The sequence below is a fragment of the Chryseobacterium camelliae genome, from assembly GCF_030818575.1.
Lineage (GTDB): Bacteria > Bacteroidota > Bacteroidia > Flavobacteriales > Weeksellaceae > Chryseobacterium > Chryseobacterium camelliae_A.
This window is the reverse complement of record NZ_JAUTAL010000001.1, coordinates 1,362,192-1,386,591: the sequence shown is the minus strand read 5'-3', so window position 1 is coordinate 1,386,591 and position 24,400 is coordinate 1,362,192. Positions and strand designations below refer to the sequence as shown.

Annotated in this window: 21 protein-coding genes and 1 tRNA gene; 14 read left to right on the top strand and 8 right to left on the bottom strand. The window is 42.1% G+C overall.

The window, feature by feature from the left end:
- Window positions 1-13: 13 nt before the first annotated feature.
- The 12 genes from QE404_RS06215 (at window position 14) to QE404_RS06160 (ending at window position 12,689) form a co-directional block, all read left to right on the top strand.
- Window positions 14-580 carry a TlpA family protein disulfide reductase gene (locus QE404_RS06215; protein WP_307448016.1) on the top strand — a complete coding sequence of 189 codons (567 nt, stop codon included), beginning with the start codon at window positions 14-16 and terminating at the stop codon, window positions 578-580.
- A gap of 17 nt (window positions 581-597) precedes the next feature.
- Complete coding sequence (locus QE404_RS06210) at window positions 598-1,581, top strand: FecCD family ABC transporter permease (protein ID WP_307448014.1); 984 nt, start codon at window positions 598-600, stop codon at window positions 1,579-1,581.
- Window positions 1,582-1,594: 13 nt separating this feature from the next.
- On the top strand, window positions 1,595-2,551 hold the full coding sequence (locus QE404_RS06205) for an ABC transporter ATP-binding protein (RefSeq protein ID WP_307448012.1): 957 nt from the start codon (window positions 1,595-1,597) through the stop codon (window positions 2,549-2,551).
- Window positions 2,552-2,720: 169 nt separating this feature from the next.
- On the top strand, window positions 2,721-3,164 hold the full coding sequence (locus tag QE404_RS06200; protein WP_307448009.1) for a MarR family winged helix-turn-helix transcriptional regulator: 444 nt from the start codon (window positions 2,721-2,723) through the stop codon (window positions 3,162-3,164).
- A 61-nt stretch (window positions 3,165-3,225) separates the two neighbouring features.
- The gene (locus tag QE404_RS06195; RefSeq protein ID WP_307448007.1) at window positions 3,226-5,631 is read left to right on the top strand and encodes a 3-hydroxyacyl-CoA dehydrogenase/enoyl-CoA hydratase family protein; all 2,406 of its coding nucleotides are present in this window, start codon (window positions 3,226-3,228) and stop codon (window positions 5,629-5,631) included.
- Between the two features lie 82 nt (window positions 5,632-5,713).
- Entirely contained in the window at window positions 5,714-6,178 is a 465-nt protein-coding gene (gene tnpA, locus QE404_RS06190) for an IS200/IS605 family transposase (RefSeq protein ID WP_307448005.1), read from the top strand.
- 107 nt (window positions 6,179-6,285) lie between these two features.
- Entirely contained in the window at window positions 6,286-7,464 is a 1,179-nt protein-coding gene (locus QE404_RS06185) for a thiolase family protein (RefSeq protein ID WP_307448004.1), read from the top strand.
- 30 nt (window positions 7,465-7,494) lie between these two features.
- Complete coding sequence (locus tag QE404_RS06180) at window positions 7,495-7,851, top strand: four helix bundle protein (protein ID WP_307448001.1); 357 nt, start codon at window positions 7,495-7,497, stop codon at window positions 7,849-7,851.
- A 49-nt stretch (window positions 7,852-7,900) separates the two neighbouring features.
- Window positions 7,901-9,679 (top strand): acyl-CoA dehydrogenase family protein, encoded by a 1,779-nt coding sequence (locus QE404_RS06175; protein ID WP_307447998.1) that lies wholly within the window; start codon window positions 7,901-7,903, stop codon window positions 9,677-9,679.
- A gap of 87 nt (window positions 9,680-9,766) precedes the next feature.
- On the top strand, window positions 9,767-10,063 hold the full coding sequence (locus tag QE404_RS06170; protein WP_307447995.1) for a hypothetical protein: 297 nt from the start codon (window positions 9,767-9,769) through the stop codon (window positions 10,061-10,063).
- A 124-nt stretch (window positions 10,064-10,187) separates the two neighbouring features.
- On the top strand, window positions 10,188-10,634 hold the full coding sequence (locus QE404_RS06165) for a phosphohydrolase (protein WP_307447993.1): 447 nt from the start codon (window positions 10,188-10,190) through the stop codon (window positions 10,632-10,634).
- A gap of 18 nt (window positions 10,635-10,652) precedes the next feature.
- Window positions 10,653-12,689, top strand: coding sequence for a M48 family metallopeptidase (locus tag QE404_RS06160; protein ID WP_307447990.1), 2,037 nt, complete (start codon window positions 10,653-10,655; stop codon window positions 12,687-12,689).
- Here the strand turns inward: QE404_RS06160 and QE404_RS06155 are convergent.
- Both QE404_RS06155 and QE404_RS06150 read right to left on the bottom strand, forming a co-directional pair.
- Window positions 12,686-13,402, bottom strand: coding sequence for a DUF2490 domain-containing protein (locus tag QE404_RS06155; protein ID WP_307447987.1), 717 nt, complete (start codon window positions 13,400-13,402; stop codon window positions 12,686-12,688). The genes QE404_RS06160 and QE404_RS06155 overlap by 4 nt on opposite strands.
- 49 nt (window positions 13,403-13,451) lie before the next feature.
- Entirely contained in the window at window positions 13,452-15,263 is a 1,812-nt protein-coding gene (locus tag QE404_RS06150) for a TonB-dependent receptor plug domain-containing protein (RefSeq protein WP_307447984.1), read from the bottom strand.
- 451 nt (window positions 15,264-15,714) lie between these two features.
- Here QE404_RS06150 and uvrA point away from each other — a divergent pair, with 451 nt between their 5' ends.
- Window positions 15,715-18,507 carry an excinuclease ABC subunit UvrA gene (gene uvrA, locus QE404_RS06145; protein ID WP_307447981.1) on the top strand — a complete coding sequence of 931 codons (2,793 nt, stop codon included), beginning with the start codon at window positions 15,715-15,717 and terminating at the stop codon, window positions 18,505-18,507.
- Window positions 18,508-19,353: 846 nt separating this feature from the next.
- Here uvrA and QE404_RS06140 read toward each other — a convergent pair.
- From QE404_RS06140 to QE404_RS06130, 3 genes are all read right to left on the bottom strand, one after another.
- Complete coding sequence (locus QE404_RS06140; protein WP_307447978.1) at window positions 19,354-19,767, bottom strand: helix-turn-helix domain-containing protein; 414 nt, start codon at window positions 19,765-19,767, stop codon at window positions 19,354-19,356.
- Between the two features lie 251 nt (window positions 19,768-20,018).
- Window positions 20,019-21,191: a serine hydrolase domain-containing protein gene (locus tag QE404_RS06135; RefSeq protein WP_307447975.1), complete on the bottom strand. Its 1,173-nt coding sequence runs from the start codon at window positions 21,189-21,191 to the stop codon at window positions 20,019-20,021.
- 209 nt (window positions 21,192-21,400) lie between these two features.
- Window positions 21,401-21,472, bottom strand: a tRNA-Arg gene (locus QE404_RS06130).
- Window positions 21,473-21,858: 386 nt separating this feature from the next.
- Here QE404_RS06130 and QE404_RS06125 point away from each other — a divergent pair.
- The gene (locus tag QE404_RS06125) at window positions 21,859-22,368 is read left to right on the top strand and encodes a hypothetical protein (RefSeq protein WP_307447973.1); all 510 of its coding nucleotides are present in this window, start codon (window positions 21,859-21,861) and stop codon (window positions 22,366-22,368) included.
- Between the two features lie 124 nt (window positions 22,369-22,492).
- On the opposite strand, the gene QE404_RS06120 is transcribed toward QE404_RS06125, so the two are convergent.
- Genes QE404_RS06120 through QE404_RS06110 form a run of 3 tightly spaced genes read right to left on the bottom strand, consistent with a single transcriptional unit; the run spans window position 22,493 to window position 24,396 of the window.
- On the bottom strand, window positions 22,493-23,140 hold the full coding sequence (locus tag QE404_RS06120) for a hypothetical protein (protein WP_307447970.1): 648 nt from the start codon (window positions 23,138-23,140) through the stop codon (window positions 22,493-22,495).
- Between the two features lie 12 nt (window positions 23,141-23,152).
- Window positions 23,153-23,788 carry a hypothetical protein gene (locus tag QE404_RS06115; protein WP_307447967.1) on the bottom strand — a complete coding sequence of 212 codons (636 nt, stop codon included), beginning with the start codon at window positions 23,786-23,788 and terminating at the stop codon, window positions 23,153-23,155.
- 8 nt (window positions 23,789-23,796) lie between these two features.
- Entirely contained in the window at window positions 23,797-24,396 is a 600-nt protein-coding gene (locus QE404_RS06110) for a hypothetical protein (protein WP_307447964.1), read from the bottom strand.
- Window positions 24,397-24,400 lie beyond the last annotated feature (4 nt).

Sequence of the window (24,400 nt, the reverse complement as noted above, 5' to 3'; positions counted from 1 at the left end):
CAAAATATCACTTATGAAAAAGATAATTTTATCCACGGCCATCCTGATTGCCCTTTCAGGCTGCAAAAAAGAAACCAAAACCGCAGATGCAGATACTGTATCTGCGGCAGCAGATTCAATGGCTGTAGAAAACAATACAGAACCGGCAGCATCTTACGCTTCTAAAGAGGTAGCTCCTGAAAATATAGGGCAATACCTGGCGCAGAAGAACGATACACTATACGTTACCAATTTTTTTGCAACATGGTGTGGCCCTTGCATGCAGGAGATCCCGCATTTCAAAAAGAAGATAGAAGAACTTAAAGGACAACCCGTAAAATTCACTTTCGTAGATATGGATGACTCTTCCGAATGGAACGGTGCCGTAAAAAAATTCGGTGAAGAAAACGGGCTTACCAACCATATCATATTGCTGGACGGCAAAAAACTGGATAAGAATTTCTTTCCCAATAACTTCCAGAAATGGGACGGAGGATCTATTCCGTTTACTTATATGAGGAAAGGTGATAAAACGGATGAATACCTGGGAAATATGTCGGAGGAAATACTGACCTCTAAAATCAATTCGTTTATCAAATAAATCCAGGACTTCCCGGAATGTCAAACCATTTTAAAATCCTGTGTTATGTATTTTTAGTGGCTGTTGCCATTACTGCAATCATCAACCTGAACACAGGATTTTTAACGCTTACGCAAGAAGATTTTTTTTCAGATTCACAGAACAGCCAGATTGCGGAAATACGCATCAACCGGGTACTGGTTATGCTGCTGGCCGGTGTCTCCATTCCGAGTTCCGGGTTCCTGATGCAGGAATACTTCCAGAATCCGCTTGCAGGCCCGGACATATTGGGCATTACTTCAGTCGCAAGCCTGTCCGTAGCTTTCTATATTTTCTTTTCCCATAACATTTTTCTGCCTGATGTTCTTCAGAACGGATTTCTCAGTTTATCTGCCATTGCCGGAAGTGTATTGCTGATGCTGGTCCTGTTATCCGTATCCGGCAAGTTCCAGGATAAATCGTACCTGATCATTTTCGGATTCCTGATATCTGCACTGGCAGGCGCCGTGGTTTCCCTGCTTCAGCTGTATGCGGAAAACCAGAGCCTGAAGAATTACGTCCTGTGGTCTTTCGGGGCCAATAATATGGTGACAAGAAACCAGATTTATGTGCTTGCGATACTGATAGCTTTAGGGCTGGCAATCTGCTTTAAAGCTATTAAACCTCTTATCGGAAATGCTTTAGGAACTTCTTATGCACAAAGTTTCGGGGTTAATCTCAAACACCTGAAATTACTGATCATCACGGCTTCTTCACTGCTTTCCGCGTCTGTGACAGCATTTCTGGGCCCTATCCTATTCATTGGTATTATTGTTCCGCACTTCTGCAGGATGATCTATAATCCAGCAAAGCTATGGCAGCAATGGATCTTAAATATGCTGTTGGGTATGCTGATGATGATGCTTTTTTCGGTAGTTGGCGAGATCACCCAGATACCTCTAAATGTAATCAGTTCGGTGTTCGGGATTCCTGTGATCCTCTTCATGGTACTCAGACAGAGAAATGCTTCAATCCAGGGATAAAACTGTATATTGTATGGATCAAAAAATAGCCGACACCAATCATACGATGCAGTTAAAAATCAGCCAGGCAGATATAGGCTACAAAAATACCCTCATCTCTGAAGCAAACGCTCAGCTTCAGTCAGGAGAAGTATGCCTTCTGATTGGCAACAATGGCGTGGGCAAAACGACACTGATCAGATCCATACTGCATCAGATCCCCCTTCTGCGCGGCACACTGACTATCGGTGATAAAAATATACAGCAACTTTCTGTTAAAGAAATTGCCGAACATATCGCTGTTGTCTTTTCTAAATCTGTGATCCCGCAGAATTATACCGTCAACGACCTTGTTTCACTGGGCAAGTACATCCATTACCCTTTTTACTTCGAGCTGACCGAAAAAGACAAAAAAGAAGTCAGGGAAACCATTGAGGATCTGGGATTGCAGCAGTACCATAACACCCTGTTAAAAAACCTGTCGGATGGTAATCTTCAGAAAGCATTGATCGGCCGGGCCTTGATCCAGAACTCGCCTGTGATTATCCTGGACGAGCCGACCACTCATCTTGATGAACAGAATAAAATCATCATCCTGAAAACCCTCAGAAAATTAGCACGGGAACACCGGAAACTAATCCTGTTCTCTTCTCATGACTGGAGGCTGGCTAAAGAATTCGCAGATAAAATATGGTATATCAAAGACCGTATGCTACATGCAGGAATAGTGGAAGATGTGCTCATTCAGCACCACGAACTTACCGATCCTTCATTATTCCATGTGAACGAATATTTTAAACCTCCCCGAATCATTGCTCCGCCTCTTCAAAAAGAAATGCTTTATTCCCTGCTCCAGAAAAACAGCACTGCGGACCTTTCTCTGTTATCCTTTGAATTCACTGATTACCGATGGAAGATTTCCATTAATGAAAGCAATTATCAATATGAATCTTTCGAAGAAATCCTCTCTTTCATTAAAAAATTGCATTAATTCCACTTTTTTATTATGTAATCCATATACTATGCATGCATAGTGTTATGCTTATCATATAATTTAATTACTTTATTATCAATCCATTAACAAAATTTAACGGAAATAAATGCTATGCATGCATAATATTTACTACATTTGGAATAAACCATTGAACAAAAGAATACTCATGGATCATAAAGACAAAATAGAAAATGTAGACCTGATATTGAAGCAGACCTGGCTGGCAGTGTCCAAAATGTATACTGAAATGGCGCAGGAACATGATTCTACTGCCGTACAGGCACTTACTCTTTTAAAAATTGACCCTAAAGAAGGAACCAGAAGCACGAATTTAGGCCCTAAAATGGCTATTGAGCCCACATCCCTTACCAGAATCATCAAACTGCTGGAAGACAACGGCTATATCTACAAGGAAAAGACGACTACAGACAAACGGGAAGTAATCATTAAGCTTACTGATAAAGGACTGAATTCAAGAAATCTTTCTAAGGAGGTCGTGGTGAACTTTAATAAAAAGGTCATGGAAAAGATATCGCCTGAAAAACTGGAGACTTTTAAGGAAGTCATGCAGGAGATCATGAAAATTGCAGGAGATCTTAACAGGAAATAACATGGCGGACATTCAGCCGCCTATTTACACATAAAGAAATTAAATCAATAAATTATTATCAATGAAAAGAAGAATCAAACATGTTACGGTTCTCGGTTCAGGAATCATGGGAAGCGGTATCGCTGCGCATTTCGCCAACATTGGCGTTCAGGTGTCGCTGCTGGATATCGTTCCTTTTGAGCTGACAGAAGCAGAACAGAAAAAAGGTTTGACTAAAGATGACAAGGCGGTAAGAAACCGTATTGCTACAGAAAACTTTGAGAAACTGAAAAAAGCAAGCCCTGCCCTGCTCTATTCTCCGAAATTTGCAGACCGGATCAAACCGGGGAATTTTGATGACGACCTTCCTAAAATCAAGGATACAGACTGGATTATTGAAGTAGTCGTTGAAAAACTTGATATCAAAAAATCGGTTTACGAAAAAATCGAACAGTTCAGGAAACCGGGCACCCTGATTTCTTCCAATACCTCAGGAATCCCGATCCACCTTCTCACCGAAGGAAGAAGTGAAGATTTTAAAAAATATTTTGCCGGAACGCACTTCTTTAACCCAGTACGGTACCTGCCGCTTCTTGAAATCATTCCGACAAATGATACGCTGCCTGAAGTAGTGGATTTCTATATGTCCTACGGTGCTAAATTCCTCGGAAAAACTACCGTAGAGGCCAAAGATACCCCGGCTTTTATTGCCAACAGGATCGGAGTATTCTCCATCATGGACCTTCTTCATAATGTAAAAAAGCTCGGACTGAATGTTTCAGATGTAGATAAGCTTACCGGTCCGGTTATCGGGCGTCCGAAATCAGCCACGTTCAGGACTGCCGATGTAGTAGGACTCGATACTCTGGTTATGGTAGCCAACGGCGTGCGTGAAAGCGGTGTTGAAAAAAATGATTTCTACAATGTATTCGAGCTTCCGGACTATATCCAGACCATGGTGGACAACAAATGGCTGGGTTCCAAAACAGAACAGGGATTCTATAAAAAAGTGAAGAATGCAGAAGGTAAATCTGAAATTCAGGGATTAAACCTCGATACTCTGCAATATGAACTTCAGGGCAAATCTTCCTTCCCAACCCTGGAACTGACCAAAAATATCGATAAGCCTCTTGACCGTTTCAAAGTATTGATAGGCGGTAAAGATAAAGCAGCAGAGCTGTACAGGAAATCCTTAGGTTCCCTGTTTGCCTACGTTTCCCATAAAGTACCTGAAATTTCCAACGACATCTATAAAATCGATGATGCCATGAAAGCCGGATTCGGTTGGGAAAACGGACCATTTGAAATCTGGGACGCCGTAGGCGTAGCCAAAGGAATCGAACTGGCCAAAGATGCCGGTTATGACGTTTCAGACTGGGCCAAACAGCTGGCTGAAAAGGGCGGCACTTTTTACAAGGTGAATGAGGAAGGACAAAGCATCTACTACAGCAAAGATTCCGGAGATTACAGCAATATCCCTGGACAGGATTCCTTTATCATTTTAGATAACATCAGGAAAAATAAAACGCTCTGGAGCAATTCTGGCTCTGCTATTGAAGATCTTGGCGACGGCATCATCAATTTCGAGATCCGTTCTAAAATGAATTCTTTAGGCGGTGAAGTCCTGGACGGCCTAAACAGAGCCATTGATCTTGCAGAAAAAGAATATGACGGACTGGTAATCGGTAACCAGGGAACCAATTTCTCCGTAGGTGCCAACCTCGCCATGATCCTGATGATGGCCATCGAACAAGACTGGGATGACCTGAATATGGCCATCGCCTATTTCCAGAAATCCATGATGAGGGTACGTTACTCTTCTGTTCCGGTAGTGGTTGCCCCTCACGGCATGACCCTGGGAGGCGGATGTGAGATGACCATGCACGCAGACCGCGTTGTAGCTGCCGCAGAAACCTATATCGGACTGGTGGAAACCGGAGTCGGTGTCATTCCTGGTGGCGGAGGTACCAAAGAACTTACCCTGAGAACCTCCAGGGAATTCCATAAAGACGATGTGAAAAATAACAGGCTGCGTGAAGCTTTCATGAATATCGCCATGGGTAAAGTTGCTACGTCAGCATATGAAGCGTATGATATGGGGATCCTGGAAAAAGGAAAAGATATTGTTGCCGTGGACAAAAGAACCCAGATCATGACCGCAAAAATGCTCGCCAAGAGTCTTGCCGAACATGGCTACACCCAGCCAATCGAGCAAAAAGTCAAAGTTTTAGGAAAAGATGCCCTCGGAATGTTCTATGTAGGTACCGACCAGATGCTTACCGGAAACTACATCTCCGAACATGATAAAAAAATCGCCGACAAACTGGCCTATGTAATGGTCGGAGGAAACCTGTCTGAAGAAACCGTAGTCACCGAACAATATCTTCTGAACCTTGAAAGAGAAACCTTCCTTTCGCTTTGCGGAGAACGGAAAACCCTGGAGAGGATTCAGTATATGTTGCAGAAAGGGAAGCCGTTGAGAAACTAAAAAGAAGCTTCGTAGAAGCGACCTGTTAATAGTTATGAATCGTTGATTTTAACAAGCCCTGTAGGGGCGACCTGTTTATTTCATGGCAAATACATACACTCAAATTTATATTCAGATTGTCTTTACCGTAAAGGGAAGGCAGAATTTAATCCTGAAAAAATACAGAGAAGAATTGCACAAATTTATAACTGGTATTGTTAACCATAGGCGTCAAAAATTATTTGCAGTGTTTGCAATGCCTGATCATATACACATGCTGGTAAGTTTAAGTCCAACAATTTCAATTTCTGAACTGGTAAGAGATATCAAAGCAGGATCTTCCAAATTTATTAATGAAAAAGGATGGACTAACGGAAAATTTAATTGGCAGGAAGGTTATGGTGCATTTTCTTATTCAAGAAGCAACCTGGACTCTGTTGTAAATTATATTTTAAATCAGGAAGAGCATCATAAAAAGAAAACGTTTAAAGAAGAGTATTTGGATTTTCTTCAAAAATTTGAAATTCAATATGATCCGAAATATTTATTCGAATGGATTGATGATTAGCAGGTCGCTCCTACGGAGCTCCGGAAATCACAAGCCATAAAAGCTATTAACAGTTTGCCCCTATGAGGCAAATAATTCTCAAAAACAATTTTTAATCAAATAAAAAAATGAAAACAGCATACATCATAAAAGGATACAGAACAGCGGTAGGTAAAGCACCTAAAGGATCGCTTCGGTTTACCCGTCCGGACGTTATGGCGGCAACGGTCATCGAGAAGCTGATGGCCGATGTACCGCAACTGGATAAGAACAGGATTGACGATCTGATCGTCGGCAATGCTATGCCGGAAGCCGAACAGGGACTGAATGTAGCCCGTCTGATTTCCCTGATGGGATTAAACACCGATAAAGTTCCCGGTGTAACCGTAAACCGGTACTGTGCTTCAGGAAGCGAAGCCATTGCCATTGCTTCTGCTAAGATACAGGCCGGAATGGCCGACTGCATTATTGCCGGAGGTACAGAATCTATGTCGTTTATTCCGATGGGCGGTTATAAGCCGGTTCCGGAAACGGATATCGCCAAGAGCAATCCGGATTACTACTGGGGAATGGGATATACGGCAGAAGAAGTAGCCAAGCAGTATAAAATTACCCGTGAAGAACAGGACCAGTTTGCTGTTGAATCGCATATGAAAGCCTTAAAAGCCAACGCTGAAGGCCGGTTTGCCGATCAGATTGTTCCGATCCCGGTAGAATATAATTTCCTCGATGAAAATCAGAAAATGCAGACTAAAAAGTTTGATTTTTCCATTGATGAAGGCCCTAGAGCAGACACCTCCCTGGAAGGCCTTGCCAGGCTGAAACCCGTTTTTGCCAACGGAGGAAGTGTAACTGCCGGAAACTCCTCCCAGATGAGTGACGGAGCTGCTTTTGTCATAGTAATGAGCGAAGAGATGGTAAAAGAACTCGGACTGGAACCACAGGCCCGACTGGTTTCCTACGCCGCAGCCGGACTGGAACCAAGGATCATGGGTATGGGTCCTCTATATGCCATCCCAAAAGCATTGAAGCAGGCCGGACTTGATTTGAAAGATATCGACCTGATTGAAATGAACGAAGCTTTCGCGTCCCAATCTGTAGCCATCAAAAAAGAACTGGACCTCAATCCTGACATTTTAAACGTCAACGGAGGCGCGATTGCCCTCGGCCACCCACTGGGCTGCACCGGTACCAAACTCACCGTTCAGCTGCTCGACGAAATGAAAAAACGCGGCAGCAAATACGGTATGGTCACTATGTGCGTAGGAACAGGACAAGGCGCAGCGAGTGTTTTTGAACTTCTATAAAAATTATAGATTTTAAATTATAAATTTTAGATGAAGAACTTTAAGAATAATTTAATTCAGATAAAAACATTTGATTTCGCGTTAAATATCATTCAATTTTACATTCAATGTAAGTCTATGAATGAATTTATTTTATCAAAACAAATTCTTCGTTGTGGAACTTCAATTGGCGCAAATGTAGAAGAAGCTATTGCTGCTCAATCCAAGAAAGATTTTATTTCAAAACTTTCTATAGCCAATAAGGAAGCCAGAGAAACAAAATATTGGTTAAGGCTTTATGAATCGTCGAATTTGATCGAAATTGAAACAGATTCGTATTTACAAGAAATAGAAAGCATCATCAATATTCTGACTAAAATTATTAAAACTTCATCAGAAAATTTATAACGACGATCAATAATTTAAAATTTATAATCTAAAATTTAAAATAGCTAACATGAACAATATATTAAAAGGCGGTGAATTCCTCATCAAGGAAGTTCCTGCGAACGAAATTTTCAGTCTTGAAGAACTGAATGAAGAACAGAAAATGCTTCGTGATTCTGCGAAGGAATTCATTGACCGGGAAGTAGTGCCACAGAAAGAGCGTTTTGAAAAAAAAGACTATGCATTTACCGAAGAGGTAATGCGTAAGCTGGGAGAAATGGGGATGCTGGGGATTGCCGTACCGGAAGAATACGGAGGTTTGGGAATGGGCTTTGTGACGACCATGTTGGCCTGTGACTACCTTTCCGGAGCTACCGGTTCACTGGCAACGGCTTACGGAGCACATACCGGAATCGGGACCTTGCCGATCGTACTGTATGGTACCGAAGAACAAAAGAAAAAATACCTTCCGGATTTGGCAGCGGGAACGAAGTTCGGAGCGTACTGCCTGACGGAACCGGATGCCGGATCTGATGCCAACTCCGGAAAAACGAGGGCTAAGCTTTCGGAAGACGGAAAACATTACATCATCAACGGACAGAAAATGTGGATCTCCAATGCCGGATTTGCTGACACCTTTACTCTGTTTGCGAAAATTGATGATGACAAAAACATCACCGGATTCGTGATCAACAGATCCGAACTGGAAAACCCGGACAGCCTGACTTTCGGAGAGGAAGAACATAAACTGGGCATCCGTGCCTCCTCTACCCGACAGGTGTTCTTCAATGACATGAAGATCCCTGCTGAAAACCTTTTAGGAGAAAGGAACAATGGTTTTAAAATCGCGCTGAATGCGCTGAATGTAGGCCGTATCAAGCTTGCTGCAGCCTGCCTGGATGCCCAGAGAAGAATTTTAAACCATTCCATCCAGTACTCGAATGAAAGAAAACAGTTTGGCGTATCCATCGCTACCTTTGGCGCGATCAGGAAAAAAATCGCTGAAATGGCTACCGGTACTTTCGTCAGTGAAGCCGGGTCATACAGAGCGGCCAAAAATATCCAGGACAAAATCGACGAGCTGGTAGCTGGCGGATTAGACCATCAGGCAGCCGAGCTGAAAGGTGTTGAGGAATTTGCTGTGGAATGCTCAATCCTGAAAGTATTCGTATCTGACCTTGCACAGCATACCGCTGATGAAGGAATCCAGGTATACGGCGGAATGGGATTCTCTGAAGATACCCCTATGGAATCTGCATGGAGAGACTCAAGGATTTCCAGGATCTATGAAGGAACGAATGAAATCAACAGGCTTTTATCGGTAGGAATGCTGATCAAACGGGCAATGAAAGGCGAGCTTGATCTTCTATCACCGGCTATGGCAATCAGCAAGGAGCTGATGGGCATCCCTTCTTTTGATGTGCCTGACTATTCCGCATTCATGAGCGAAGAAAAAGCGCTTATTGCCAACCTTAAGAAAGTATTCCTGATGGTTTCCGGAGCAGCACTTCAGAAATATATGACGGAAATTGAAAAACAGCAGCATTTATTGTTGAATGCATCTGAAATCCTGAACCAGATCTACATGGCAGAATCTGCTGTATTAAGGGTTGAAAAACATTTCTCACCGGATTCTGTTGAAGCGGCAATGGCTCAGCTAAACCTTTATAAAGCGGTTGAAAAAATCATTGCAGCGGCTAAGGAAGGAATTGTATCCTTTGCCGAAGGCGATGAACAGAGAATGATGCTTTCGGGACTGAGAAGGTTTACCAAATACACCAACCATCCGAATGTGGTAGCGCTGACAGAGAAGATCGCAGCACACTATATCGGAAAAGGAAGTTATTAGTCTTTTATATAAGGGATATTTGATTCCGGCGCCCCATCAGGGGCGCTTTTTGTTGGAATATTTTTATATTTGATAAAAATATTGCAGATGAAAACACTATTATTGATCCTGAGTCTTGGTTCTGTCATGACTTTTGCCCAAAAGAATCCGGGCCAGAAAAAAAATAACGATAGCATCTGGCTGTTCAGCCCTAAGGATACAGCCCAGAGCAAAAAGGAAACACGGTCTATGGGCGGCATGCCTGTTGCCAAGCCGGATACCTCCGTATATTCGGGATTAAATGCTCCGGTAAAGAATGAAAAACAGTACCGCATACTGAATGGTATGGAACCCAAAAAGCAGGCGAAGCCCATACTAAAGGCAGCACCTAAAAAACCAAAATAAAAATAGGGTGATCACCGTCAGATCATGATGCCCGGAAACAATAATAAAATTGTACAATAAAATGACTCGGAACATACCTTCTTTTGAGTCATTTTTTTATTTTTGTACCACTATTGCTACCTTAATGACAAAAGAAGAGCTGCTGAATAAAGCCATCAAAATTGCTGACAAAGCGCATAAAGGTCAGACCGACAAATACCACACTCCGTACATTGCCCATGTGATGCGTGTGATGGAGTACGGCAAGACCATGGACGAAAAGATTGTAGGTGTACTGCACGACGTGGTAGAAGACCATCCTGAAGAATTCAGTATAGAATACCTGCGAAGTGAAGGCTTTCCGGAATATATCCTTTTTGCCATCAACTGTCTCACCAAACTAGATCCGGAAGAAGATTACGAAGATTTCGTACGCAGAACCGAAAGATCACCGCTTGCCGTTGCAGTAAAACTGAATGACCTGCGTGACAATATGGATCTGAGAAGGGTCAACCGTGAACTGACTCCGAAAGACATTAAAAGATTCAATAAATATTTGAAGGCGTACAGGTATCTGATTGAAAAATACTAATTAAACCAGCAAACACAAATGAAACATGACCTTCCTAAAATCTCTTCAGCTTACCAATCCAAGCTGACGCGTTCCGTTATTTCAGTCACTGTATTTTTTATCGTTTATCTCATACTCATCCTGTTTTCACTCGTGATGATTTGCCTTCTCGGGTATGGTGCCTTAGAAGTTATTTCCCTGAAGGCGGGATTAGTCAGTTTCATCATTGCCATTGGCCTGGTAAGCATTGGTGTTTTCGTATTTATTTTCCTGGTTAAGTTCATTTTTAAGAAAAGGAACTATGTCAAGACAGATTTAATAGAAGTCACGCAACAGATGCAGCCTGAACTTTTTGCTGTCATTAATGAAGTTGCATCAGAGACAAAAGTCAGGCCTCCGAAAAAAGTATACCTTTCACCTGAGGTCAATGCAAGTGTAAGCTATGATTCCGTTTTCTGGAGCATGTTCCTGCCGGTTAAAAAAAATCTTACGATTGGTTTAGGCCTCATCAACACCTGCAGTATCGGTGAGCTGAAGACGATCTTAGCGCATGAATTCGGGCATTTTTCGCAAAGAAGCATGGTTATCGGAGGCTACGTCAACCAGGTGGAAAAGATTATCTTTGAAACGGTATACAACAACAAAGACTATGAAAATTTTGTCCTGGAGGGTTCCGGATATCCGGTCCTTAAATTCTTCGGTGCCATTTCCATACTATTTATCAATGCTTTTCGCCATATTTTAAAAAGTGTTTCAGACTTCCTGTTCAGAAACCATGCCTCGCTCAGAAGGGAAATGGAATTTCATGCAGATGCTGTTTCAACCTATGTCACCAACCCGCATGAACAGATATCAGTACTGCTCAGATCGGACCTTGCTGCTGCTGCTTTCAACGGGACCGTACACTTTTACCAGCAAAGTAAATCATATCCGATGCGGAATATGTATCAGAACCAGGCTTCCCTGATGAAGCTGTTCAGTGAAAGAAATAACCACCCCTATGTCAATCAGCTTCCAAAAGTCGATATAGAAGATCTGAACCGTTACAACAAAACTAAAGTTGAAATTGAAGATCCCTGGGCCTATCATCCCGAAACCAGTAAAAGGATCGCAGCGATTCTCAGGAATGCCACCAAGAATGTGGAAGCAAATAATGAGCTGGCAGAAAAGCTGATCAGAGGATTCGACCAGATCTGTTCGGCCATGACGGCAAAAGTATGTGAGATCAACAATCTTACTGCTGATCCGTCTTATGATGAAGCCCAATTCCTGAATCTGTACAATGAAAAATTCCCCTATCAAAGCTTTGGTTTCAACGGATATTATGAAAACTACAATCCCGTGATTGAAGATCCCGATGCTGCCGTTGCAGAATGGCAGGATGTGCAGATCGATGAACTGTTTCAGGATAATAACGTTGCGCTGGTTTATGAGAAAAATGGTCTTGAAAACGATATCCGGGTTCTGCGCTACCTCAAGGATAATCCTAAAGTGATCAAAACATTTCGGTATGACGGAAAGCTATATAAATGTAGCCAGGCAGGAAAAATGATTCCGCAACTCGAAAAAGAACTCGAAAGAATCACCCGCGTGCTCTCTGAAAATGATCAGAGGATACTGAATTATTTTTACCATCAGGCCGAAACCGGTGACAGAGAGACCCTAATCGGGAAATATCGCTTATTCTCCGTTCTCGATAAGGAATTTGATGTTGTGCAGAATGCGGTCAATGAATTTTCAGGTTATATGCAGTTCATGACTGTTACCACCTCTGTGGAAGACATTCCCAGACACCGGGCATTGCTTTTGAGGCATGAGAAACCTTTTAAGCAACAGATAGCGCATTTCCTGAATCATTCTGCCTATAAAGAATTTTTCACTGAGGAGCAGAAAGATGTATACCGTACCTACGTAGAGTCAGATTATATTTATTTTAACAACAACCGTTATCTTCAAACTGAAGTTGATACCCTGTTTACTGTAGTCAATACCTGTCAGGAAATCCTTAATAAAACATATCTGGATTATAAGCGTGAACTGCTGGATTTCCAGTCAGGACTTTATAAAGTCTCTTAATCTGCTCCCGGGAAATCAAAGGTCTTCACATGATGGTTTGTTCCGTCGATATTAACGTTCAGGGCAAGATAGATAAAATGGAGGTTCCTGTTTCCGGTGGCTTCAAATTCCCTTTGCCATAAATAGCCTGTCAGGATACCGAAATAATCATCGATCTGGTATCCGAACCCACCGTATACCCTGTTTCTCGCAAATGTAGGCTTCATAGGGCTGATAAAGAAAACTTCATCGTAAGCATTGGTAAAAACCGTTCCTTTTTTGACGGTTTTGGAGTTGAGCGGAACCGTAACGTTCAGGCGGTAACGATAACGCATCCTCTGGAAAGTTTTATCGGTGTTCGGTTCAAAGAACCAGCTTTTTTCCACCCGGAAACGGTTCTCAAACTTAACGATCCCTTTTTTAACATCAATGACATCCTGTAACCAAACCCTGAGTTCTTCCCTGCTCAGGTCATGGTTTTTGTAATTAACATACCTTCCGGCACCGATAAAGGGCTTATGGTTCTTGGTAAGGTTGTATCCTACCCCTCCTTTGATCTCATAGTAGTCCGGATACGAATAATCTTCGTTGCCGCGGAGCTGTCCTTCCGCGTAGAGGAAAAATTTAGGATGAAACTTATAGGTAAGTGTTACGGCATTAAAGCTGGAAATATGATCCTGTGCTTTGAACAAACTCATGCCTGCCAGAAGGCACAGACCTAGGAAACGCTTCATAAAAAATTTTTGCAAAAATATCTTTTTTAACAAATCCGTAATATTAAGTTTACTTAACATTAATATTATAGGAAATCCCTACCCTGAACCATCTTCCAGGCATCTGAACACCAAAGGTTTCAGAATAGCGGGCATTGGTGATATTGTTAACAGCAAGATATGCCGTAAAGTCTTTCTGAACAAAATTTAACCTTGAATCCAGCAGATTGTAGCTTCCAAGATTCAGCCTTTCATTGTACCGGTACATTACCTGTGCATTGAAATTCCTAAGGAACGTAAAATGAGCGCCTACAATTACCTGGTGCTTCAGATTGTCCAGCACATACCGGGAAACCAACTCATCGGACTCCCTGAACGTGGTATCCAGATAGGTATAGCCTAAAGAATATTTAAACCACTGCGTCACTTTATGTGCGGCTTCCACTTCGATCCCGCGGGTATTGATTTCATTGACATTGCGCGCATACCAGATCGGGTCGTTCAGGCTGTTCTTAATCCAGTCGATCGGTTGGTCTGCATTCCTGATAAATCCGCTGATTTTGGCTAAGATTCTTGAATTCTGGAACTGGTACCCGATTTCCGCTGAAACGGCTTCTTCAGGCTGAAGGTTCGCATTGCCCTGTTCCGTTTTGCTTGAATAATACAATTCTGTAAAAGTGGGTACACGGTACACCTTTGCAATATTCCCGTAGATCTTATTGGAAGCATTGAAATGATACCCCACATCCAGTCCCGGATAGAAAAAATTACCCTGTGTAGAATAATTGGCCCATGAAATGCCCGGAGCAATGTTCAGCTTATTGTTTAGCAGGGAAAAATGATGTTCAAAGAACAACTGGGATACAAAACGTTCCCTGCTCCCGAGATTGTTGCTGGCGAGGAATTCCTTCCTCAGTTCCACCCCCAGTGCAGTAGTTCCCAGGGCCCATTGATAGCTTGAGTTGACCTCACCGCCAACATTATTCCCGATATGCATATTCCTGTAGATTTCGGGCTTTTCGCGGTTAAAAAGGTACATGTCCTGGCCTCTTCTCCAATATACATCTGAATTGATCTTGAATCTGCCGAATGTCTGATGGTGCGCCACGCTGATGACGGAAGCCTGCGTTTCTTCATACTGTTCGGTAGCTTTAGGCGAAGAATAGAAACCGTTAGCTCCGAATTTCTTCTCTGAAAATCCTGCCTGCAGCCTCACGTCTCCGTTATGGATGGCCAGCCTGCTCTGGTAGAACACGTTGCTGATCTTATAATCCGTATTGTGCATATAGCCCTGCGAGCCCGAAGTATTGGCCTGAAGGGAGTTCGAAAACTTTTCATTACCGGCCTGTGCATTCATACCCAGTCCGTAAGTGCTGAAATCGCCTCCTTCGGCACTGATCTTCACTTTTTCCCCCTGGCTGACCTTGGTAATGATATTGATCACCGCGGCATAGGCATTCTGCCCGAATCTTCGGGCTGCAGGACCTTTAATCACTTCTATCCGTTCCACATCATCAAGGTCTACAGGAACATTCATGGTGTTATGCCCGGTCTGCGAATCATTCATCCGAATGCCGTTCAGTAAAAGCAGTACCTGTTCAAAAGAACTCCCCCTGAATCCCAGGTCACTTTGCACTCCGTTGGCTCCCCTTCTCCTGATATCCATTCCCGGGATTTGCTGAAGCACTTCATCAATACTCTGAGCCGGGGAATGGGCAATGTCTTCTCGGGTAATTAATGTGATGTTCTGATTGGCGTTTTTAAAAGGTGTCGAAATCAGTTTTCCCTGAACTTCTATGCTTTCAATATCAGCGGATTTCTCCTGGGCTTCTGCACAAAGGCAGGCACCGAGGAAAAATACAGGAAGTATTTTCTTGATCATATTCCGGTTATTCTTAATCTTTTGCAGGCGCAAATGTAAGAAGTAAAAGGTCATGAATCCATGACAGATATCATAAAAAAAGATGCAGCGGCTGCATCTTATATGGGAACAGGAAAAATTCATCTTTTCCTCATCAGATGTGTAATTAAATCTCTGAATAATTTTACCATGGCTTAATTACTTATCTAACTGTTACAATTTTATTAAAAATTATGACATGAAACAATACCACACGGCTGAAATCTGTAAAATATCATGAAATTTATCTTTTCGAGGTGACATTTTACTATCCTATAAAACCATGATTCACAAAATACTATCCTAAAATTCATCTTTTATCTCCATTTGAGACTTTAATCCTGTTTGTCTCAGTTTTAATCTGTGGTCTGCGAATTGTACAAATTCATCTTTTACGCTAAAATTTCGTAACTTTGTTAGTCTCAATTTTACTATGGCTTCAATTAAAGATATAGATATAAAAAAGCAGGTTTTCGTTAAAAACGCACACCTCAACAATCTCAAACACATCGATGTACTCATTCCTAAAAATAAGCTGATCGTCATCACCGGAGTGTCCGGAAGCGGGAAATCATCCCTGGCTTTCGATACCATTTATGCGGAAGGCCAGAGAAGGTATGTGGAAAGTTTGAGTTCTTATGCCCGTCAGTTCCTCGGTAAGCTGGAAAAGCCGAAAGTGGACGATATCAAGGGACTTGCTCCTTCCATTGCCATCCAGCAGAAGGTGATTTCTTCTAATCCGCGGTCTACCGTTGGGACTTCCACAGAGATCTACGATTATCTGAAACTGCTTTTCGCCAGGATCGGGAAAACCTATTCCCCGGTTTCCGGTGAGGAAGTAAAAAAAGATTCAGTATCTGATGTAGTGGATTTCATCAAGGCTTCTCCAAAAGACGTTTCTTTTTTGCTGACAGCTCCGCTGGAATATGATGCCGAAGCATTCAATGAAACGCTGAACGTGCTGAAACTTGCCGGTTTTACCCGGCTTGAGATCAACGGCAATGTAGCAGGAATAGAAGACCTTGAAAGCTTTGGGTTTACGCCTGAAAAAGGCATGGCCATCAATCTGGTCATCGACCGTTTTTCTTATGAAGAAGATGAAAGTTTCCTTCAGAGGCTTGCCGATTCCATCCAGATGGCTTTTTATGAAGGAAGAGGATATTGCTCGCTTAAAAATACCGAAACCGGGAAAGTAAAGGAATTTTCCAATAAATTCGAGCTGGACGGCATAGAGTTCCTGGAACCAAATGTCCATTTTTTCAGCTTCAATAACCCTTACGGAGCCTGCCCGACCTGCGAAGGTTACGGCAAGGTGATCGGGATCGATGAAGACCTTGTAATACCGAATAAAACGCTTTCCATATATGAAGATGCGGTAGTTTCCTGGCGCGGCGAAAGCATGAGCGAATGGAAGAAAGCATTCATTAAGGAAGCAAAAGGCTTTCCGGTGCATAAACCGTATCATCAGCTAACAAAAGAACAGAGGACTTTCCTCTGGAAAGGTGACGGTGACAAAAACTTCCCGTCCATCAATAATTTCTTCAAAATGCTTGAAGAAAACCTTTACAAAATACAGTACCGTGTGATGCTTTCCCGGTACCGCGGCAAAACGCTCTGCCCAACCTGCGAAGGCATGAGGCTGCGTGAGGAAACCAGCTGGGTGAAAATAGACGGGCACAACATCCAGTCGATGATCGACCTTCCGCTGGATGAGCTCTTCCCGCTGATCACCGGATTAAAGCTTTCCGATCACGACCAGGAAATCGCCAAAAGGCTGCTGTACGAAATCACGACTAGGATTGAATTCCTGCTGAAAGTAGGTTTGGGATACTTAACGCTGAACCGTACTTCCAATACGCTGTCCGGCGGAGAAAGCCAAAGGATCAACCTGGCCACCAGCCTGGGAAGCTCACTGGTAGGTTCGATCTATATTTTAGATGAACCGTCTATCGGCCTGCATTCCAGGGACACAGAGAATTTAATTGAAGTGCTGAAGAACCTTCGGGATTTGGGCAATACCGTAATTGTGGTGGAGCATGATGAAGACGTGATGCGGGCTGCCGACTATATTATCGACATCGGCCCGGAAGCCGGTTACCTTGGCGGCGAACTGGTTTTTGCCGGAGATTACAAGGAACTGAAAGATGCCGATACACTGACTTCAAAATACCTCACCGGCCGACTGGAAATCAAAATTCCGGAAAAAAGGAGAAAGGCCAAAGAATGGATCCACATCAAAGGCGCCCGGCAGAACAACCTTAAAAATATAGATGTCGATATTCCACTGGAAAGTCTGGTGGTGATTTCAGGTGTTTCCGGAAGCGGAAAATCAACGCTGATGAAGGAGATCCTGACGAATGATATCATGATCCAACTGGGGCTCGGCGGTAAAAAAGGCGATTATGATTCAGTGGAATTCCCTAAAAAGCTGATCAAAAACATAGAGCTGATCGACCAGAACCCGATCGGGAAATCCTCCCGCTCCAATCCGGTGACCTACCTGAAAGCCTATGACGATATCCGCGACCTTTTTGCCAAGCAGAAGACCGCCAAGATGATGGGCTACAAACCGAAGCACTTCTCCTTCAACGTAGACGGCGGAAGGTGCGACGAATGTAAAGGTGAAGGCGTGATCAACGTATCCATGCAGTTTATGGCAGACATCGAGCTGGAATGCGAGGTTTGCAAAGGAACGCGTTTCAAGAGTGAAATTTTAGAAATCAAATACGACGAGAAAAATATTTCGGATATCCTCCACATGACCGTGGATGAAGCGCTGGAATTTTTCGGGGACAATAAGGAAGATAAGATCGTGACCAAGCTGAGGCCGTTGCAGGAAGTGGGATTAGGCTACCTTCAGCTCGGACAGAGCTCCTCTACCCTTTCCGGCGGCGAAGCACAGCGGGTAAAGCTGGCTTCTTTCCTGGTGAAAGGCGTAACGACGGAGAAAACCCTGTTTGTCTTCGATGAACCCTCTACAGGGCTGCATTTCCATGATATCCAGAAGCTCCTTAAATCGCTTCAGGCATTGATTGACCTTGGGCACTCGGTTATTGTGATCGAGCATCAGCCGGACATCATCAAATGTGCAGATTACATCATCGATATCGGTCCGGAAGCCGGAAAACACGGCGGCGAGGTGGTCTTTAACGGAACCCCGGAAGAGCTTGCGAAAAACAAGAAATCCCATACCGCCTACTACATCAAAGAAAAGCTGGAACAGTAAAAACACAGAGCACCGTCCAGGTGCTCTGCTGATTTTATGATGTTACCCGCATAATTTTGTGGATAATATGTGAATTTTAACATTCCGTTTATATGGAAATTAAAAATAATTTTCTACATTTACTATGTAATACAACTGAAGTGGAAATATATTTTGCCTTTTTCATTCCTGAAATTGCAATTAAATTTATAAAAATTTAAGCATAGCATTGTCGGCTATGCTTTTTTATTGTTGTCTAATTAAAAAAATGAGATGTTTTTATCTACTGGATCCGCCTCTAAAGGGCGGATTCTTTTATGGGTGGATATTATTTATCTAAAACTAAACTTCTTCTATATTTAAATTGCCACCAGACTCCATTATATATTCTCAGATATTGTGATTATCGAAGATTTATTAAAAACCTTTAGACTACGGGAATCCGTATTTTTTAACAGCCATCATCCTCTACTTTTACAAAAAGTTAAATTTATTATTTTATTGAATTATGAAAAAATTACTTTTACTATTTGTGCTGGCAATGGCAGTTTGTTCATGTGAAGGATCTGGAAGTTCAGATTATTGTTCCTATAATGGTCATAGTTTGCATACAGGTGAGAAAGGAGGATGTTATTATTACTCAGGAAGCAAAAAGGTATATGTGGATAAAAGTTATTGTAACAGCTGCTATTGATGCTTAGTACTGTCTAAAATAATTCTATACAAATCCATTATATAACATTAGAAGCAATAAAAAATTGGTTCACTGAAAGTGATTACATTTTGTTAAATAATCAATTTACCTGTATATAGATACGGCTCAACCAAAACAGTTGAGCCGTATCTATAAATAGCAATCTTCTAAAATCAGTCGTGCTTACTTTTAATCAAACCTTCCAATCTTTCCATCATATCATCCTTCTCCTTCAGCATCCTCTCATACAGAGCAATCTTCTCTTCGTGCAACTGGATAAATTTATCAATAGAATTAATATTTTGAACGTCAACCCTATTATTAAAGATGGCGTTATCTGAAAATGTACATGAAATTAAATTCACCGCATGCTCCTCATCAAAATTCTTAAAAGCTTCAACGGGGATGTTCAGCACTCCTGAGATCTTTTTAAGCAGGTGATCTTCGATCACGTCTTTCTGTTCCAGCAGGGATACTTTTTTCTGGTTCCATTCGTCGCCCAAATCAAGGGCCAAAGCTTCCTGTTTGATCCCGAGCATTTCCCTGAAGCGTTTTACATTTCTTCCCTGATGTATGTTCTTTTCCATGAGTATCAATTAAGGTTAGTCATTAGGTTGTACGTTACAACCGTAAAGGTAAAAAATATCCAGCACAAATGGTATCCTGCTAATCTATTTATTGATGTTTTTTATGATGCTCTGCTATTACAAGTCGGTTCCAGGCAGCTTTATTCAAATCTCTAGCTATATTTACGCAGATAACGACGTTAAAGCATAGGCGTGAGATAAAATGGATCATAAGATGTGTTTACTTACTATAAAATTATTTTTGCGGGGAATTACCTGGAAGATCCGCCTTTTGTTTTAACCGTCTTTAACCAGCTTTGATAGATGGGAAACCAAACCCGATCACCGTTGGATCCATTACATAGGATAACAAGGCCGCTTTTTGTGGGCAGATCCAGGAACAGAGCCGCACTCCAGCCAGCATTTTCACCGGTATGGCCTATGGTTCTGAAACCTTCGTAATTCATAAACCGGTATCCAAGACCGCTTCCGCCTTCGTCCGAGGATGGAAGAACGGGCGTTTCCATTAACGTTATGGTATTTGGTTTCAGGACTTTGTTCAGTTGATGGGAATCCGGTGTAATAGACAGCTCCGCAAAATGGGCCAGGTCTTTAATCGTGGTCTGAAGCCCTGCCGCTGCTTTTTCAGTGAAAATCCGGTTTTTTATAGGCTTTCCCTGTTCGTCATATGCCGTTGCTGAGGTCGCCATCATATCGGCAGTCCATTCATAACTGGTATGTTTCATTCCAAGCGGCCGGAAAATATTCTGTTTCATATAGGTGGCGAAACTTTGGTGGGTCTTCTCTTCGAGAAGCAGTTGTGCCAGCGTATAGCCGCCTCCTGAATACTCCCATTTGGTGCCCGGATCATTGATCAGATGCACCGTTTCACCATTCCGTTTGGTTTTTCCATTCAGTGATTCTTCCAGGCTGAGCAGAGCCGTACCCTGCTCTGATCCGCCATATCCGTGTACTGAAAGTCCAGCGGTATGGCTTAGGATCCGTCTGAGTGTTACTTTTGATGGGTCAAATTCGGATTTTGGCAGATGCCAACGGGTGAGATACGGATCAACGGGATCGTCTAATTTTACAAGGCCTTTTTCTGTGAGTTGCATAAAGCCCCATGCAGAAACCAGCTTCGAGATAGAACCAATGTTAAAAATCGTTTCAGGCGTTACGGGTTTTCTGCCTGCAAGATCCGCATAGCCTATCGTCTGTATCCAGGCCATCTTCCCATCCCGGAGCACAGCGACGGCAACTCCCGGAACATGGTTCTTTATAGTAAGTTCCCGACCCGATGCTTCAATTTCCATATACAGCGGATCTGCCTGGTAAAGAACTGCATCTTGCGACGGTCTGGTTGCTGAACAGGAAAAAATCATGCCTAAAAAAACATTAGGTAAGGTACCGATGAAGAACGTTTTAAGTCGGATATTATTTCTCATAGATTTTAATTAGACACTACTCAAATGTCCGAAATAATAACCACTTACAAAAAATAATTGCCGTTCATCTTTTCCTTTTGGTTTATACAAAGGATTTAATAGTCATCAATTTTAAGTTTAAAATACAATGCCTGGCTATATACGATTTCTGCCGGCCCTATTCCAAAATAGAAACAGGAGAAGCGATATCAGTCACTTCTCCTGTTGTGTAGCCTCACCAGGAATCGAACCTGGATCTAAAGTTTAGGAAACTTCTATTCTATCCGTTGAACTATGAGGCCTCTTTTTTTGAGTGCTCAAAGATATTAATTTTAATTGGAAAATGCCAATACCTTATGGAGGGCTGCATTAAATTTTATGCTTATAAATTGATTTCAAGACAGATTATTTTCTGAGGGTTTATATATTAAGCAGATCAGGAAGGCAAAAATCCTGAAAAATAAGTTGCTTATAAGGTTGAAATCAGGTCAACTATTCCTGTCTTTGCGTCTACCAATGCAACAGACGAGGTCCCTTCATTTGTCCCAGATATTATAGAAAAAAATTACTTAAATATTTAAAAAGTGGTCCGCAAAAACGAAATTTTACAATGGCACAATATTTTCTCCAAAACCGGAAATCCGTATATTTGTCCCTTTCATTATGATTATAAACCAATAACCTTCGTATGACAGACGATTCCTTGCACAAACTGATCCCTATGACCGATTTCGTCATTGAATATTATGCCAATGAAGGCTATGCCGATCTTCAGACCCTGAACCTGATGAATAATTATGCCGTGTTCCTCAAAAAGCCTTTGCTTCTAGGCATGTTTGTCCCTGTAGATGCTCAGGGCAATATCCTGAAGGAACCGAAAAATTACGCGGCATGGAAAACTTTGGAACATAACCAATTACCCTCCAGTCCGGAATCTGATACTCCTTCATTCCGGGAATACCGCATTTACCAGGAAGCAGAACGACGGTGTTTTTTTCATGGCTTTACCATTGCTTACAACGGCTATTCCGTGGTGAGGATCACAGCCTCGTATGATGAATCTATTGAGCTGTCATTCAATAAATCGGATATGATGTCCCAAACCTTTAAAGACGTGGAGTCACTGCTTCATTTTGAAAACATTTACCTTAATTCCGCCGCCGTTAAGCAGCTTGGTATTTCAGATCATACACCATAAAAGAGCGGATTATTCCGAAAGATATGGAATGAAATAATAATTGGATTCTATATCGGACAGATATAAAAAATCCGGAATAAGGGTATCTTATTCCGGATTTTCATTGATTACAATAATGGTATTTTTACGGTAATACCGGTGCCGGGGCAGATCCTGTCCCTGCCGTATTAGCGCCCATATCCACCGTGATAGTATTGTTTACTGTTGTAAGCATGTCTCTTCTGTATACACTTACACTGAGCCTTATTTCGGGATTCTGATCAAATACACGCCCGTTATTAGGCATGAATTCAATACGCCAGGTTCCGTTCTGTACAAATGCCCGGCATGAATACTGAGGAATATACTGATTGGTGTTCCCAGGCTGTGTAAGTTTAATATTTGAGTTGTTGTTTACACCCCGGATGATAAATCCACCTATCACAACATAGTAGTCGGCTGAAGAAATTCCGGTATCAAAATTGGAAAGTCCCTGAGGATTGATATTGGTAATGAAATATACCGTACTGTTGATCGCGCTGTACCGTGCCGTTGCAGGAACATATCTTTTCAGGACCTGATCACTGTTGTCTCTTACCAGAAGGTAAGAATCGGCGGAGTTACCGGTATGATTCCCTGGATTTTCAAAATAAAGGTCACCGCTAAGCTTCATATTTCCATTCACTTCAAGCGTGTGTGTGGGGGTATTTGTTCCTATTCCTACTCCTGTGGTCTGTGCCCTGCCGATAAAGGCAGCGAATAACAATAGAGCTAAACTTATAGTATTTTTCATGTGTTTAAATCATTAAATTCCACTAGGTGCAGACGGTGCACTTCCGTTATTGCTTCCTCCCAGATCATAGGTAATCGTACCAAGATTTTTATAAAATCTTCTGGAATAAAGGATGACATCAAAATTATACGTATACCGATCCGTGGTGTTCTGCGTATTAAGCGTAGGATACGATATGCTGATATGCCAGGTTCCTCCGGATTCGAAAATGTTAAACACGAAATGTCCTTTATTGATAGGGCTTACCGAAGTATCTGTATAAATTCCGTTATTTCCGTTACTTGGAATGGCCTGGAAATTAGCTACGGTAATAAAGAATTTATCTGTAGAAATATTCAGATTGAGATCGGTAAGGTCATCCCTGTAGATATTGGTAATGGAATACGGCTGTACGATAAGCGGCGTATACAGGTTTTCTACTGCGAGAATTTTCCCGTTCACCACACTTGATTGCGGATCTGTACCCAAAATAGTAAATCCTGAAGCGTTGTTTGCATAATCTACCGGATCGAGGAAAACTGAAGATTGAACGGCCGTGCTTCCTACCACTTCAAGCTTCTGTGAAGGAGTTGTTGTTCCTATTCCAATTTGGGCCTGCATCTGAGATCCTAATCCCAGAATAGCCATTGCAATGATACTTTTTTTCATGTTTTTAATTATTGGAGAATTGGAGAAGCGTCTGTTCCTGTTGAAGTACCTTGTAGGTTGAAAGGGCCCTTTTCGGAATAGATTTTTACATAGGTTTTAGGATATACTGCGCATACAACGGTCCAGGTACCGTTAGTTGTAGAAGCGAGCTGAGAATAATCTGCGTAGATGATCCATTCATTATTTACACTCTTTACGCCGTAGGATGGAATAGCGGTAACATTGCCAACCACATCGCGGTCAAAATATGCAGACAAAACCATTAGGGAATAATCAGTAGAATTGATTTTCGTATTGAAACTTTCCACCCAGTCCAGATCGGCATTAGTCAGCTTATAGGTAATAATACTTGCAATACCGGGAGCATTTCCCTGGCTTGGGTCTATTCGTTTTACACTGTTATCGATATTGCTTTGACCTAATAAGAGATAACGATCTTTTTCGCCGGCGCCTACATTGGAGATATTTCCTGAAATAATTTCCTGAGATTTATAGGTTCCGTTAACATCGAGCTTAACTCGGGGAGTGGTTGTGTTAATGCCTACATTCCCTACTTGGGCGTGGGCAATACAGCAAAGAAAAAATGCCGCAATACAGTAAATTCTCATTTCT

What these genes read in the sequence shown, in the direction of transcription:
- QE404_RS06200 (WP_307448009.1), top strand. Translation starts at nt 2,721, where the DNA reads ATGGATCATAAAGACAAAATAGAAAATGTAGACCTGATATTGAAGCAG.
- QE404_RS06210 (WP_307448014.1), top strand. Translation starts at nt 598, where the DNA reads ATGTCAAACCATTTTAAAATCCTGTGTTATGTATTTTTAGTGGCTGTT.
- QE404_RS06170 (WP_307447995.1), top strand. Translation starts at nt 9,767, where the DNA reads ATGAAAACACTATTATTGATCCTGAGTCTTGGTTCTGTCATGACTTTT.
- uvrA (WP_307447981.1), top strand. Translation starts at nt 15,715, where the DNA reads ATGGCTTCAATTAAAGATATAGATATAAAAAAGCAGGTTTTCGTTAAA.
- QE404_RS06160 (WP_307447990.1), top strand. Translation starts at nt 10,653, where the DNA reads ATGAAACATGACCTTCCTAAAATCTCTTCAGCTTACCAATCCAAGCTG.
- QE404_RS06165 (WP_307447993.1), top strand. Translation starts at nt 10,188, where the DNA reads ATGACAAAAGAAGAGCTGCTGAATAAAGCCATCAAAATTGCTGACAAA.
- QE404_RS06155 (WP_307447987.1), bottom strand. Translation starts at nt 13,402, where the DNA reads ATGAAGCGTTTCCTAGGTCTGTGCCTTCTGGCAGGCATGAGTTTGTTC.
- QE404_RS06180 (WP_307448001.1), top strand. Translation starts at nt 7,495, where the DNA reads ATGAAGAACTTTAAGAATAATTTAATTCAGATAAAAACATTTGATTTC.
- QE404_RS06140 (WP_307447978.1), bottom strand. Translation starts at nt 19,767, where the DNA reads ATGGAAAAGAACATACATCAGGGAAGAAATGTAAAACGCTTCAGGGAA.
- QE404_RS06185 (WP_307448004.1), top strand. Translation starts at nt 6,286, where the DNA reads ATGAAAACAGCATACATCATAAAAGGATACAGAACAGCGGTAGGTAAA.
- QE404_RS06115 (WP_307447967.1), bottom strand. Translation starts at nt 23,788, where the DNA reads ATGAAAAAAAGTATCATTGCAATGGCTATTCTGGGATTAGGATCTCAG.
- QE404_RS06175 (WP_307447998.1), top strand. Translation starts at nt 7,901, where the DNA reads ATGAACAATATATTAAAAGGCGGTGAATTCCTCATCAAGGAAGTTCCT.
- QE404_RS06135 (WP_307447975.1), bottom strand. Translation starts at nt 21,191, where the DNA reads ATGAGAAATAATATCCGACTTAAAACGTTCTTCATCGGTACCTTACCT.
- QE404_RS06195 (WP_307448007.1), top strand. Translation starts at nt 3,226, where the DNA reads ATGAAAAGAAGAATCAAACATGTTACGGTTCTCGGTTCAGGAATCATG.
- tnpA (WP_307448005.1), top strand. Translation starts at nt 5,714, where the DNA reads ATGGCAAATACATACACTCAAATTTATATTCAGATTGTCTTTACCGTA.
- QE404_RS06150 (WP_307447984.1), bottom strand. Translation starts at nt 15,263, where the DNA reads ATGATCAAGAAAATACTTCCTGTATTTTTCCTCGGTGCCTGCCTTTGT.
- QE404_RS06205 (WP_307448012.1), top strand. Translation starts at nt 1,595, where the DNA reads ATGGATCAAAAAATAGCCGACACCAATCATACGATGCAGTTAAAAATC.
- QE404_RS06215 (WP_307448016.1), top strand. Translation starts at nt 14, where the DNA reads ATGAAAAAGATAATTTTATCCACGGCCATCCTGATTGCCCTTTCAGGC.
- QE404_RS06125 (WP_307447973.1), top strand. Translation starts at nt 21,859, where the DNA reads ATGACAGACGATTCCTTGCACAAACTGATCCCTATGACCGATTTCGTC.
- QE404_RS06120 (WP_307447970.1), bottom strand. Translation starts at nt 23,140, where the DNA reads ATGAAAAATACTATAAGTTTAGCTCTATTGTTATTCGCTGCCTTTATC.
- QE404_RS06110 (WP_307447964.1), bottom strand. Translation starts at nt 24,396, where the DNA reads ATGAGAATTTACTGTATTGCGGCATTTTTTCTTTGCTGTATTGCCCAC.